Raw genomic sequence first — 14423 nt, forward strand, 5'->3', positions numbered from 1 at the left:
TATGAGAAAGCACAGGATAGGAGGATAACACACAAATGGTTTTTAGCAGTTTAGAGTTCATATTTCGTTTTTTACCTATATTTTTAATCCTATATTACATAACCCCAGGTCGGTATCGTAATATCGTACTTCTAATAGGAAGTCTCGGTTTTTATTCCTTTGGAGAACCCAAGCATGTGCTATTAATATTATTATCTATTATAGTAAATTATAGCATAGCAGTTCAAATAGGAAAATCAAAAGACATAAAACAAAAGAAGACAATGTGGCTAATTCTTGGATTAGTATACGATCTTGGAATGCTCTTCTTCTTTAAATATATTAACTTTATGATAGATAATATCAATGCAATGTCGCATGGAATCTCCAATCTACAGGGAGTAACGAAAATCCATGAGATAGCTCCCTTGTCCATTGCGCTTCCACTTGGAATCAGTTTCTATACATTTCAAGTAGTATCCTACGTGATTGATGTATATCAAGGTAGGATTCAAGCAGAAAGGTCAATCTTTAAATTCGCCCTTTATGTAAGTATGTTTCCACAGTTAATATCAGGGCCTATCGTTACTTACTCGGATATTGACGTTCAACTTATAGATAGAAAATATTCTTTCAAAAAATTTGAAAAGGGACTTAAGATCTTTATTATTGGGCTTGGATTAAAAGTACTAATTGCAGATCGAATCGCATTTCTATGGAATGATATTCAAACCATTGGATTTGAAAGTATATCTACACCTTTAGCTTGGCTAGGTGCCATTGGGTATAGCTTACAGCTTTATTTTGATTTTCATGGGTATACCCTCATGGCAATTGGTGTTGGCAAAATGATAGGATTCAACCTTCCAAACAACTTTAATCATCCATATATGTCGAAGTCAGTAACAGAATTCTGGCGTAGATGGCATATTACACTTGGAACATGGTTTAAAAACTATGTATACATACCTATGGGAGGAAATCGAAGAGGAACGGCAAGACTTGCGTTTAACCTATTCATTGTATGGATGCTAACTGGTCTATGGCATGGTGCAAGTTGGAATTATGTACTATGGGGCTTGCTCCTCTTTGCATTGATCTATATCGAGAAAATGTTCTTAAAGAAGAAATTGGATCAATCTAGATTTCTTGCTAGAATCTATATGTTAGTAATAATACCAGTTTCATGGATGCTATTTGCAATCAATAATCTATCAGATGTTGGAACTTATTTCGGAAGAATGTTTGCAGTAGTGCCAGGAATCAATGTAAATGCATATGATTTTATAAAGTATGTAGAGATGTATAAATGGTTATTCCTTCTTGGAATCTTCTTTAGTATGCCATATGCTTGGAGATGGTTTGTAAAACATGAAAGCAGCATTCCTAGTATTGTATTTTTAGTGGTTGTATTTTGGTTTTCCATCTATCAACTAGCCAATGGTAGTAATAATCCATTTATGTATTTTAAGTTTTAGGAAAGGACTGCGAGCTAGTCGCAGATATGGAGTTAGTATGAAAAAGTTAAAAGAGTTATTAAAATATCCTCTCCTACTTACGATCATTATTAGTTCACTTCTATTTTCCATCATTGGGTATGTTGGTAAGAGTACTATATATAAAAATTATTCTAGTGCAACGCTCAAGACACCGCAACTTGCGGCGGTATTTGAAGGGATAGAAGAAGGAAAGTATCCTTGGAATATGGGTGATAAGAAATCGAAGCATGAGAAACACAACTCTATGGATCCAGAGTATGATGTTAGAGATGATGACAGTACCCAGAACAAAGATGGCAGTGAGCAAGCAACGGGTAATGATATGGTGGATAGGTCTGCTAGTAATAACAACGAGAAGACAAATGATAGTGTTGATAGTGGAGAGAAGATACATAGTGTAGATGCAAGTAAGGATTCAAAGGATAAAGTGTCTCATAACAATCTGATAGATAAAGAGAAATCAACATCAAAAGCAGATAATAAAAATAAGGAAAAAGAAGTTAAGGGAAAAGAAAAACAGGCAAAAAATAATCTTACGGATAAAGGAAAGACTAGTAAGAACAAGGCATCCGCAAAAGTTCTGAAAGCGGATACCAAAGGGGAAAAGAAGGATAGTTCGGCAGCAGTAGCAAAGAAAGATAGTAATAAAGATTCAACCAAAGTAATAAATCAAGACACCAAGAAAGATTCAAAGAATGATATAGGGCATGATACTAAGCAAAATACCAATCAAGATACAAAACAGGATGTAAAGCAATATACGAAGAAAGAAGAAGCGCAATCAGAAGATAACTCGAAAACTTATTCTTTCCAGAGTGTACCAAAATCCTATTTTGATGATGCTTTATTTATTGGCGACTCGAGAACAGTAGGATTATCGGAGTATTCAGGATGGAAGAAACCTACCTACTTTGCAAATGTAGGTCTAACCATCTATGACGTTATGGATAAGAAAGTTGCCAAATTAAATGGTCAGCAAATGACAATTGGGAGAGCGTTAACCAAGAAATCATTTAAGAAGATCTATATCATGCTTGGAATAAATGAATTAGGTCGTGGTACAGCCAAGTCTTTTGCAGAAGAATATAAAAAAGTAATAGGTAAAATTCATGAATTACAGCCTAATTCAATCATATATATACAAGCAATTATGAACGTAACGAAGAAGAAATCGGATACCGATCCTATCTTTAATAATAAAAATATTCGAACTCGTAATGAGCATATTAAGAAGCTAGCGAATAATAAAAATATTTTCTATATCGATGTGAATGAAGCAATAACGGATAGGACAGGAGGAATTCCTCAGAAGTATACGTTTGATAACATTCATCTAAAAGCAGCTTATTATAAGATCTGGACGAAGTTCTTGATGAAGCATGGAATTGTGGTGAAGTAGGAAGGGGTTTTAGAAGATATAGAATTAGCATAATTAGATATAAAAAGAATAATACCATGGAGTTTTTAGGGATAAATAGGGTCCTAAACTTCATGGTATTTTTATGTGACAATATGAGGTAAATATTCAACATTTTATAAAGTGATATATTTAATGAATTTGTTAAGGTATTAGTAGGTACGTATAAGGTATAGATTTTTTATAAATATGATAAGAGTTTCGGATAATCAGAGTTAATTGATGATTTACATTCTTCGATTATTGCTTCCTTGTTTTCTAATTGATATAAGCCAAGACATAATTTATAGGCATCTGAAGATTCTTTATAGTTTTCTAAAGCATAGAGTGTTTTGAACTTTAATTTTAATAAATTAGCTAAATTATATAGGGAATTTGATGATAATAAAAATTGGATACCTTTTTCTATATAATGTAGAGCTGTTTTGTGATCGTTACAACGTTGATAATTTAAAGTAAGATTATAGATTGCAATTTGATAAATTTTAGTCTCAAATTCAGTAGATTGATAATAAGTAATCTCTGGTATAAGCTTCTTATCAATACTTTGGATCATTTGACTAAAAATATGATTAGCTTCCTGTGGTCTATTTAATTTATTTAGGTTACATGCAAGGCAGTTCAATAGGCATAGATCAGTATTGGAGTAAAAGATGATTTCAAAAGTATTAATAGAAAAAGAAGGGTTCTCATACTGAAGCCCTTGAACACAATAGTCGAGTGAGATAGTGTAATTATGTAAGTAACAATTATTATATAAGGCTTTATAATAACATAGCAGAGCAGCATTTTCACTAGTTTTAAAATGAGAAGTTTGCTCCATTTCATGAATGTAATGTAATAATTTTGCCCAATCTTCGTTATCAATACATGATTCTGCATTCTGTTTTAAATCCCATACATTTGGAGAAGTGTTACGAATTAAAAATTTATAATAAGCTTGTATATCATAATTCAAACGATTAGAAAGTAAATGTAAATTATGATTAGAAGGTTCTACTTCATTTTTCTCCCATCTTATATAGGTACGACGGTCACAGATTCCTTTACAGGTATCTTCTTGGGAAAGGTTCTTTGATTCACGTAGAGATTTTAATAGTTCACCTAAAGTGTAGTAGGTCATGTAAGTCACCCCTTATATGTAAAGTATGATTACTATCATGTGGCAGTAATGTCACTTGTAGACTTGCTGTAAAAAAATTATAATACAAAAAAAGGTAAAAATAAAGGAGAACATAGCAGAAAATAATATATGCTACATCATATAATAGTTATGTATCCATACAGTAACGAGGGTGATAGAGTTTTTCTTGAAAAAGAAAAACTCTATTTGTGCAATAAAAAATATTAGAGGGGGAATGGATTTTGAGTGAAAATTATGTAGTAACAGTTGAAAATCTAAACAAATATTATGGAAAGCGTCAAGTGTTAAAGGATGTGTCCTTTCACATATGTCCAAATGAAATCGTAGGATTTATTGGTCCAAATGGTGCAGGAAAGTCAACCACAATGAAATGTATGTGCAATCTAATCTTTCCAGATAGCGGAACGATATGTATAGGCGGATATGATATTCTAAAAGAAAGGGACAAAGCCTTATCTTGTCAAGCCGCTCTAATAGAAAGCCCAGGATTATATATGGATATGACAGGGAAAGAGAATATTAATCTTATTGCTAAGATGCGAAAAGTGCCCAAGGAAAGAGTAAATGAGTTAATTGAGTTTACTGGGTTAGATAAGAAGATTAATCTCAAAGCAGGTAAATATTCTATGGGTATGAAGCAACGACTTGGACTCGCGATTGCCCTTTTAAGCAAACCACAATTCTTAATTTTAGATGAACCGACCAATGGCCTTGATCCAACTGGAATTATTGACTTAAGAAATACATTACATAACCTAGTTAAGGAAGAAAAGATATCGATTTTATTCTCTTCTCACCAATTAGGAGAGATTGAAAAGCTAGCAAATCGTATCATCTGTATTAATAATGGTAGAATTATTGATACTCCACAAGCGTTAGATGGAAATATGCACTATATATTACAAGTATCTGATGTGATAAATACAAAGAAAATCTTAGAACAAAGAATAGCTAACGATAAGATAGAGGTACTTGGAACGGATAGTCTAAAAGTAATGGTAGATGATCAAGAGTTATTCTCAGAAAGTCTGAAAGAAATATTGAATCAAGATATCAAAATATTGGATATATATAAGATGGAACTAGATATCGAATCTATCTATCAAGAAGTGTATGGTGATCATCATGAGTAGATTAATTCGGACGGAATTATATAAATTTATCAAACAAAGAAAGAATCAATTGATTCTAGAGGGGTTAGCCTTATTTTTCATTGGAGTTATTGTGTATTATAGTTATCAAGAGATGAACTATGATAGAGCAACACAGAAATCAATGCAAATGGAGTATGATAATGCAAGTGGTATTCAGCAGTCATTATCTATGTATAAGGCAAGCTTAGAAAAGGCAAATACAGAGCAAAAAGAAAGGATGCTTAAATCTCACCCACGTATTAACGAGGAATTTGACTTCTGGGATCAAGAGAAGATAACTTCTTTTCAACTAGTATATTATTATAAGAATCATAAGGTGAAGGGTGAAAAATATAGAAAAGAGATTGAGATTAAGAAATATGAAAATTTACTAATAGGAGCGAAAAGCAAATTTATTAGTAAAGAGAACTTAAAAGCAAAAGGGGAAGCGCCGGCTGAGTTACAAAGACAGATTACATTGGATAAATATTTGATTAAACATAATATAAAAATTGGGAATAATCCCTATCACTTAACTGGAATTAACTTTTTGTATTTGATGCTCAAAGGTTATATTCCAATGATCTTATTAGGATTGGTTACTCTATTATGTATCGACATCTTTATAGGGGAGATGGAGGAGGGAAGTTATAAACTCTATCTGACACAACCTTTTGCCCGAGGAAAAATCTTTATATCGAAGATAATAAGTGCTGGAATAACAAGTGTAGGCGTTGTAACAGTATTATTATTCATAAGTTTTTGTATCACTAGTATTATGAATGGCGTGGGGGATATTCACTATCCTGAGACAATAGCAGAAAATAAGATGTTATATTCGTTAGTTACAATCAGTAATAGCATAGGAAACGTAAAGATCGTATCCATAGGAACGTACTTAGTAATGGGGTATTCGTTATTTTTTGTTCTATTAATTGCCACCGTGATGATGACAATGTTTATCTCTGTTATAACAGATTCTACTTCAGTAACTATTGGGGTAATTACAGGATTAATATTGCTCAGCTTTGTATTTAGTTCTTTCCTAGACGAGAAAACTTCCCTGCATGGTTATTATTTCTTGGGATACATTAATATATATAACATACTAAATGCTCAAATAAATGCACCACTCCTACTTGGAATTTTGTTAAATGGAATAATAGTTATCTTATTGTTTCTGATTAGTTGTTACACATATCAGAGAAAAGATTTGTTAGGAGGTGTAAGTTAGTGGGAGTGTTAATATGGAATGAATTAAAAAGAAGGATTCGGCAAGTGAAAACTTGGGTGCTTATATTAGTATTAATATTAATTTCAATATTAGTGATTAAGAATTATAAAGCAAATGAGTATAAGGTATACTATACAATGGGAGATGCTTTTCAGAGCTTAGCCGGATATCAGGTAGATGATATAGAAAAGTTGAATAATAAAAATACATATAAAATAGTTAAGTATAGTTATGATTTATTGGATAAAGCAGGAAAACAAGCGGATCAAGCAATACAAAATAATGATATGAAAGAGTATAATAGGGCAACTACATTTGGCTACTTATTATTAGCAAAAGAAGGTGCGGAAAGAGATGGAAGATTACGAGAGATTAGTTTTCGAAATAAAACAAAAGGGATGTGGGAACAGGTTAGTAATGGAGTGGATTATGATAAGGTGAGTTTTGAACCTGTGTCATTCTATCATAACAGGGGAATGTATTTTGAATTTTTGTTGGATGCACAGTTTTACTATAACTTATATCAAAAAGGATTACAGGATAGTAATGAATACCAAATGGATAGCATGACCTTCTGTTATCATTATTATAACAAGATTATACCAATGTTTATTGCTTTCTTGGTTTTGATTCTTATGTTCGATAGTATAAACCAAGAGCATAGTAATGGAAGTATAAAACTATTACTAACGCAGCCACTTTCTAGAATGAAATATTTAATAACAAAGATAATTGTTGGGATATTGCATACGCTATTTGTTACCATTTTAGGTTCGATACCAATTGTAATTGCCTATGGAATTGGAGATCATTTTAAAAACTTCAATTATCCAGTGGTGTATTTAAAGAATAGTTTTAGTTCTTTAAGCTCAATACATAATTATGTAGAATACGATCTTATAAAAAGGGGAGAAAATATTATTATTGGATATAACTATTTATCTTTTTATCCCAAAGGAGTTAATGGAGGTATTAGCAATCAACTTACTGTAATGCCGTTATATCAATTCCTAGGATTATCTCTTCTTCTTTTATCCGTTTGTATTTTATTTTTTGTATCATTGAATGTATTAATCTCTAGTCTATTAAAAAATAAAATAGTAGCATTTTTATCATCAGCATTGATTACGATAGTAGGTATGGTCTTAAGTAATCCGTTGATTACTTCGGATTCTTATAATTATAGTCCGTTTTCCATGACGAACCCCATACGTATCCTAGGAGGCACCTATAATGTAGCAGCATTACCAGCAATATTGATATACCTAGGTGCAAGTTTCATACTTATTACGATCAATATATTATATTTTAGAAAGAAAAATTTATAAAGCTTTATTAGCAAAAAATTACAGAAATCAACAATCAAGGAGATTGTTCAATGAAGCAAAAGCCAACAAGAAGAGAGACAAAAAGAGTTATAGCACTTATTCTACGTACAATAAAGCATATCTATTGCATTGATAAAGTATATTTTGCAATAACCTTCATCTTAAATATTCTGATTGGAATATCATCTGCCGCATCTATCTGGGCAACTAAGATATTAATTAATGCAATTGCGAATGTAAATCATATTAAAATGAATGGTGTATTGGAAGTGCTCGTTATCTATGCAATAACTAACATCATAATTCAAGGAGTCGGTTCAGTTAGCAAATATATAACATCAGTTCATCAAATGAAAGTTGATTATAGAGTTAACATGGATATATTGAGTAAATGTAATGAGCTCCATCTACGGGATTTTGAAGACTCTGAACTATATAATACCTTAAGAAGAGCAGAAGGAGATGGAGCAACTAGGGTATACTTTATATATTCTAAGATATTAACTAGTATATCGCAGTTATCATCCGTAATATCAGTTGCAATTATGATGTTATCATGGAAGTCTTTTATTTTTCTACTAGCATTAATTGTTCCAATAGCCACAACAATTGTAAATGCTATAATCGGTTATCTCAGTTATCGAATAAATTATAATAGAACATATGAGATAAGAAAGATGAGTTATATCAATTATTTATTAACAAATGATATTGCGTATAAAGAAATTAAGATATACAATATTGGCAAATATTTAACAAATATATACTCTGACATATATAACAAGAAGCAAAAGCAAGATATGGGTATCGCGAGAAAAAGGGCAATCTGGTCCATTATATTAGGATATATAGACGAGCTAATTGGAATATTCATTATATTTCGAATTGTATTAATGGCTGCGGAAGGAAAATTGTTGGTAGGAGATACGGTAGCGTATATTAATAGTTTAGGATCAATACAATCCAGCGTGACAGGATTCCTCAATAATATGGCAGATATTTATAGTGATATTTTATATATTGAAGAATTCTATAAATTTCTAGACCTTGAGAGAGAGGACAATATTGATGGTAATATAAGAATTAATGGAATTGATAAGATAGAGTTTAGACATGTTTCTTATCAATATTCAAGTAATTCATTTTACACATTAAAAAATATTAATTTTACAATACATAGAAATGAAATCATAAGCGTTATTGGTGAAAATGGTTCTGGGAAAACTACATTAATTAAGTTATTAGTTGGATTTTATAATGATTATGAAGGTGATATATATATTAATGAAGTAGAGTTAAGAATGATTGATAAACTGAGCTTACATCAACAATTGGGTGTTATTTTTCAAGATTACAACAATTATGAATTTACGTTTCGAGAAAACTTTGCATTTGGTAATTTAGATTGTATGAAAGAAGACAATAAAATTATATCTATATTATCAGAAGTCAGGCTTAATAATATATATAATAAATTACCAGGTGGATTAGATACTCAGATGGGGCATTGGTTTGATGGACAAGAGCTATCTAGAGGGCAGTGGCAAAAAGTTGCACTTGGTCGAGCATTTATAAGAGATGCGGATGTGTATATCTTAGACGAACCAACAGCAGCACTGGATCCAATCTCTGAAAATGAAATATTTCAAATCTTAAAGCAAAAGACAAAGGATAAAATAAGTATATTAATTACTCATCGAGTATCTAATATTAGTGAGATTAAGCCAAGAGTATTACTAATAGATAATGGAACACTTATAGCAGATGGCTACCATTCTGAACTGATTGAGAACTGTAGCAAATATCAACAGCTATATTATGGGAAGACTCAAGAAGCATAGGTATCTTTTTATTTCTGATGGTGGTTATGGGTAAAGTCATCAATCAAGAAAATATCTTCAGAGTCAACAAAAAGCAAGAACGCGAATCATTAGATACAAAGTTTGAAAGAAAATAATATTTGAAAGGAATGCCACAAATCGATTCTTTCAACCTCTTATAATGTGGCAGTGCATAGGGCAGTAGATGCGTTATGGAATGGGTGGAATCATGAAAAGAAAACATTATTTAATAGCGCTATTATCAATCACCATAATAATTGTAGCAACACTAGTAATAACATCGTTTCGTTCGGGAAAGGTTAACTTAGAACAAGTAAAAGCACCACAAAAAGGGGAAGAGATTGCTGTAATAAAAACGAATTATGGGGTCATGAAAATGCGTCTATTTCCTAAAATTGCGCCAAAAGCAGTTGAGAATTTTACAACACAAGCTAAAAAAGGTTACTATGATGGCAAGACTTTCTATCGAATTAAAAAGGATTACTTTATACATGCTGCGAGTCCAGAGACGGATAAGCCAGAAAGTATCTGGGGAAAATATTTTGAAGATGAATTCGATGAAAAGTATATACATATTAATGGAGCAGTTAGTTTAGCAAATATGGGAGAAGCCGATACTAACGCAAGTGAGTTCTTTATCGTACATAATAAGAAAGTAGAAGATGATATCATGCAGACAATGGAGGACTTAGAAGCAGATGGCGACTATGCAAAAGATATCGTAAATGCCTATAAGAAGTTAGGTGGTGTTCCAGATTACGATATGAAATATACCGTATTTGGACAAGTATATGAAGGACTAGAGGTTGTAGATAAGATTGCGGATGTTGAAGTAGATGAGCAGAACTTTCCGAAGAAAGATGTAATTATTCAGTCGATTAAGATTGAGAAATACAAATAAATGATATTGATTTGATGGATAGAATAAGATATGTAAGAAAGAATACAATGAGGTTTCAAGAACTTTGATAATTTTCTGAAATTTCATTGTATTTTTTTGTTTAGTGCTAATTGCTTGAATATATTTAGAAACAGGTCATTAAACGGACGAACCATTTTACAGGATATATATATATTCCAGATCGGAGGTGTTTTAAATAACAATAGGTAAAACAAAATGTTAAAATCTGAGAAATAATACTTGAAATTACCTGGTGACAGGTGTAACATATATGCATTGGTGACAGATGTCGCTCGTCTAGTATTCCATTGAAAGGAGTCCATATGAAATATGAATTAAAATCAATATTTAAAAACAAAGTCACATGGATCTTTATCTTTATATTAATAATCCTTTGCCTAAAGACCGTGCTATTTCTAGAAGTGAATAATTTTAATAATGAAAATGCAAAAGATCTGGCTTATCAAGCTGCAATGCAGGAAGCAACAATTGGCCTAGAGAAGAGAGGATTTTATTCACAAAAACATTCTGCTAATGAGACAAAGTGGTTTGAGAATATGTTAGCTTTTGATAATTGGAAAGTAGATACCTATCGGTATATCTCAAAATGCTATAAAAAAAATAAAAAATCAGTGGAAAAAGAAGAATTTATATTTAATTTACAGACTTATATCTGTGTGTTTAATCTAAATGCAGATCCAGAGAAAGGCCATAAGGCAGCATCAGTAGTATTTGATAAAATGTTAGATCAAAATGAATCAATTTTAAAATTAAAAGAATTACCCTTTAATTATGAAGAATTAGTTGGAAATCCATATGCTTCCGAAGACGATAAAGCTGCATTATATAAATCATCTAAATATAGTATTGAATATAACTGCACTCTTCTAAAAAACTATGGAGGACCAATTAATATTAATCCGTTGTGGTTTTTAAGTAATCAACTAAGCTTCGATCAACTTCCAACGGTATTGATTGGAGTCTTAATAATTCTGTTTGCCACCTCGGTAATGGTAGAAAGCAAGAAAAATAGAAGTATACAACTTGTGGAATTGGTTCCGGGTAAAAGAGTACATATTTTTACACATTATTATCTTAGTATATGGATTAGTTCTATTGTGATAATTGGGATAGGTTTTGGAATACCTTTATTGATACTTGGTTTAAGACACGGTATTCACGGGTGGAATCTTCCAATTCTAGTAGATCCTAATGGTTTCTTAGGATTGAAACCCTATGTGCATACAAGCGATTGGGGTATCACAGGGATAGGTAAGGCTTACGGTGGAAGGAAGATAGAAGGATATGATAGTATCCCACCATCTACACTTGTATTCTGGCCAGTGTGGAAGTTTATGATAACTGCATTTATTGTATCCTTTTTAAAGATTGTATTCTTAAACTTAGTTGGATGTGGAATAGGCTTATTAGCAAAGAGATATAGAACAGCGCTCTTGATATCCGTATGCTTTGCAGGAATCTATGGAATCAGTCAATATGTACCAGCAAATCTAAAATGGAATCCATTCTCCATCCAGTCAGGTTGGGATACGGCGCTTGGAGGAACACATGTGACCTGGCTAAATGCAGTGATACTACTTGTGGTATCCATAGTTATAGTAAGCATAGCAATTATTAGATGGAATAATAAGAGGGACTACTAGAATTAGAGGGTCAACAATTGAGAGGAGAAGTAGGATGTCAGTATTATCAATCACGGGATTAAATAAACAAATCGGTAATCACAGAATATTGAAGAATATAGAATTCGATGTAAAGGAACAAGAGATTGTCGGATTCCTTGGACCAAATGGAAGTGGTAAGTCGACAACAATAAAATGCATCTGTGGGCTATATCATATGACGTCTGGAAAGATATTAATCAATGGAGCGGATGTTACAACAAAAAGGAAAGAAGCACTAAGTGCATTGGGAGCAAGTATAGAGTCACCTTCCCTATATCCACAGTTAACTGGAAGAGATCATCTAAAGCTAATGGGAAGATGGAGAAAAGTTAGTAGAGAACGTGTGAAAGAGATGGAGGAGTATACTGGATTAGGAGTTCATCTAGATAAGTTAACGAATGGATATTCTATGGGAATGAAGATGAGGTTAATGTTAGCTATGACGCTATTGGCCAAGCCAAAATTAATTATATTAGATGAGCCTACAAACGGTTTAGATCCTCAAGCAGTATTCGAACTTCGTGAGCAGATGGAAGCCATTCGAAGAGAGGGCTCCTCCATATTATTTTCTTCTCATCAACTAGGTGAAGTGGAGAAGTTAGCCGATCGTGTTGTTATCCTAGATCAAGGAGAAAAAGTATATGATGGAATTATTCCAACACATCTTATGAGAGGGCTTGAATATCATCTTCAGGTATCAGATGTGCAAAGAGCAATAGAACAATTGTCAGGAGAAGTAGGAAAAGAGATAAGAGTGCTAGAGAAGGGCGATGGGTGGATTGCATTAACCATAGAGAGTAAGGAACAATTTAACCAGATGATATCTTCTCTTCAATCCAACCAGATCTCGGTATATGATATCATAAAATGTGAAGCTAATCTGGAAGATTTCTATAAGACGATCTATGAGAGGAGCGGTAGTAATGATAAAGAATGAGATAAGGATGTTTCTAAGTAAGAAAAATCTACTATGCCTCCTCATTGGTATCATTTCCGTTCTACTAATCTATCAGTTCGACTATGTTGCAAAATATAAAGACTATCCGAATACAAAATTAGAGGAGATTAGTGAGCATGCAAAGGATATTGAGACCTATGCAAAAGCATATCAGAATCGCCTAGAGCGTATTCGAAAAGAGTATCCAGGTCATCCAAAGACAAAGGAAGCAGAGATAATGGCAAGAGTATGGAGTACATATAGTATTCGAAATACGAATCTTGGGAGTTGTTGGAAATGGCCAAATCGTTATGAGAAGAGAATAAGGGAAGCAGAGGACGAGCTCGATACCCAATTAGTAGAAGTATCAAAAGAGAATATTGCAGTTGGGATAACCAATCTATATCGTAATACGAAGAGAGACTGGAAGCAAAGAATGGAGTTACGAAAAGCTTATCAGAATATGAATCAGGATGTTCCTATTAATAAAGTAATTCCAACAGGGGCATACGTCTTAAATGACGCACTTTCCGGAATCAGTCTGATGTTCTTGCTGATGATGATTCTGATTATTATTTGGAACTTTGACAGTTGGGCAGCAGATTTTGAACAGATCACATATAAAGTCATATTTACTTTACCATATGGCAGGAAAACTCTATATCTCGCTAGGTTTGGTACTCGATTTCTTTTATCGATATGTGGTTTAGGTATTATGCTTGGTGTTCTGTTCTTACGTGCAGTTTTCGCATATGGAACAGGATTTGATGACTATGTCATTGTAAATACAACTGCTACGAGAACATTCGGCTTTTTTAAAACAGCATGGTCATCCTTAATGAGAACCGATCAAGCAGTGCCAATTACCCATTCTATAGGCATTAGCGTAGGCGTCACATTGCTATTTCTGCTGTTCGCAATCTCACTGATTCACTTTTTGTCTTTTACTATTAAGAATCAGATGGGAACTATTATTCTGATTGCAGTTGGAATGATATCAATAGTTACATATAGTTTATATCCGAAGGAGAGTAGTGCGGTTGGGGGTAACGTATTATTGTATTTTCAAAGTGGTAGTGCATTACATGGTGCGTTAGGAATAGGGATTCCGTTGATGCTTAGCTTGCTTATGATTGCTACGTTAGCTCTACTGGGAATAGCTATGGTTTGGATAGAGAAGCGTGAATTATAAGTGTTAACTTCAGGAAAATTCAGACTTACATATAGCTTAATATGATAAATGTGATAAAAAAGTATTTTGGCTGACGCTATTGCTTTTTACATCGGTTCTGATCAAATAAAACCCTTACATTAGGTTTAATACT

General features: G+C 32.6%; 11 protein-coding genes. 10 read left to right on the top strand and 1 reads right to left on the bottom strand.

What is annotated here, in order from left to right:
* Positions 1–176 precede the first annotated feature (176 nt).
* Positions 177–1457 (top strand): MBOAT family O-acyltransferase, encoded by a 1281-nt coding sequence (locus bsdtb5_RS00670; protein WP_330611869.1) that lies wholly within the window; start codon positions 177–179, stop codon positions 1455–1457.
* A gap of 37 nt (positions 1458–1494) precedes the next feature.
* On the top strand, positions 1495–2877 hold the full coding sequence (locus bsdtb5_RS00675) for a GDSL-type esterase/lipase family protein (protein ID WP_271714137.1): 1383 nt from the start codon (positions 1495–1497) through the stop codon (positions 2875–2877).
* Between the two features lie 199 nt (positions 2878–3076).
* Here the strand turns inward: bsdtb5_RS00675 and bsdtb5_RS00680 are convergent, their stop codons facing one another.
* Positions 3077–4018 carry a helix-turn-helix domain-containing protein gene (locus bsdtb5_RS00680; RefSeq protein WP_271714138.1) on the bottom strand — a complete coding sequence of 314 codons (942 nt, stop codon included), beginning with the start codon at positions 4016–4018 and terminating at the stop codon, positions 3077–3079.
* A gap of 242 nt (positions 4019–4260) precedes the next feature.
* On the opposite strand from bsdtb5_RS00680, the gene bsdtb5_RS00685 reads away from it, so the two are divergent.
* From bsdtb5_RS00685 to bsdtb5_RS00720, 8 genes are all read left to right on the top strand, one after another.
* A complete protein-coding gene (locus bsdtb5_RS00685) occupies positions 4261–5172 on the top strand; it encodes an ABC transporter ATP-binding protein (protein WP_271714139.1) in 912 nt (303 codons plus the stop codon).
* Positions 5165–6406 carry an ABC transporter permease subunit gene (locus bsdtb5_RS00690; RefSeq protein ID WP_271714140.1) on the top strand — a complete coding sequence of 414 codons (1242 nt, stop codon included), beginning with the start codon at positions 5165–5167 and terminating at the stop codon, positions 6404–6406. The genes bsdtb5_RS00685 and bsdtb5_RS00690 overlap by 8 nt, the downstream gene beginning before the upstream one ends.
* On the top strand, positions 6406–7734 hold the full coding sequence (locus bsdtb5_RS00695; protein WP_271714141.1) for an ABC transporter permease: 1329 nt from the start codon (positions 6406–6408) through the stop codon (positions 7732–7734). The genes bsdtb5_RS00690 and bsdtb5_RS00695 overlap by 1 nt, the downstream gene beginning before the upstream one ends.
* A gap of 50 nt (positions 7735–7784) precedes the next feature.
* Entirely contained in the window at positions 7785–9575 is a 1791-nt protein-coding gene (locus tag bsdtb5_RS00700; RefSeq protein WP_271714142.1) for an ABC transporter ATP-binding protein, read from the top strand.
* A gap of 208 nt (positions 9576–9783) precedes the next feature.
* A complete protein-coding gene (locus bsdtb5_RS00705) occupies positions 9784–10476 on the top strand; it encodes a peptidylprolyl isomerase (RefSeq protein ID WP_271714143.1) in 693 nt (230 codons plus the stop codon).
* 323 nt (positions 10477–10799) lie between these two features.
* Positions 10800–12140 carry a hypothetical protein gene (locus bsdtb5_RS00710; protein WP_271714144.1) on the top strand — a complete coding sequence of 447 codons (1341 nt, stop codon included), beginning with the start codon at positions 10800–10802 and terminating at the stop codon, positions 12138–12140.
* A 34-nt stretch (positions 12141–12174) separates the two neighbouring features.
* Positions 12175–13098, top strand: a complete 924-nt coding sequence (locus bsdtb5_RS00715; protein ID WP_271714145.1) for an ABC transporter ATP-binding protein — start codon at positions 12175–12177, stop codon at positions 13096–13098.
* Positions 13085–14290 carry an ABC transporter permease gene (locus bsdtb5_RS00720; RefSeq protein WP_271714146.1) on the top strand — a complete coding sequence of 402 codons (1206 nt, stop codon included), beginning with the start codon at positions 13085–13087 and terminating at the stop codon, positions 14288–14290. Before bsdtb5_RS00715 ends, bsdtb5_RS00720 begins: the two co-directional genes overlap by 14 nt.
* Positions 14291–14423: the final 133 nt, after the last annotated feature.

Source organism: Anaeromicropila herbilytica, assembly GCF_016591975.1.
GTDB classification, from domain to species: Bacteria; Bacillota; Clostridia; order Lachnospirales; family Lachnospiraceae; genus Anaeromicropila; species Anaeromicropila herbilytica.

What these genes read in the sequence shown, in the direction of transcription:
- bsdtb5_RS00675 (WP_271714137.1), top strand. Translation starts at nt 1,495, where the DNA reads ATGAAAAAGTTAAAAGAGTTATTAAAATATCCTCTCCTACTTACGATC.
- bsdtb5_RS00690 (WP_271714140.1), top strand. Translation starts at nt 5,165, where the DNA reads ATGAGTAGATTAATTCGGACGGAATTATATAAATTTATCAAACAAAGA.
- bsdtb5_RS00710 (WP_271714144.1), top strand. Translation starts at nt 10,800, where the DNA reads ATGAAATATGAATTAAAATCAATATTTAAAAACAAAGTCACATGGATC.
- bsdtb5_RS00680 (WP_271714138.1), bottom strand. Translation starts at nt 4,018, where the DNA reads ATGACCTACTACACTTTAGGTGAACTATTAAAATCTCTACGTGAATCA.
- bsdtb5_RS00705 (WP_271714143.1), top strand. Translation starts at nt 9,784, where the DNA reads ATGAAAAGAAAACATTATTTAATAGCGCTATTATCAATCACCATAATA.
- bsdtb5_RS00720 (WP_271714146.1), top strand. Translation starts at nt 13,085, where the DNA reads ATGATAAAGAATGAGATAAGGATGTTTCTAAGTAAGAAAAATCTACTA.
- bsdtb5_RS00715 (WP_271714145.1), top strand. Translation starts at nt 12,175, where the DNA reads ATGTCAGTATTATCAATCACGGGATTAAATAAACAAATCGGTAATCAC.
- bsdtb5_RS00700 (WP_271714142.1), top strand. Translation starts at nt 7,785, where the DNA reads ATGAAGCAAAAGCCAACAAGAAGAGAGACAAAAAGAGTTATAGCACTT.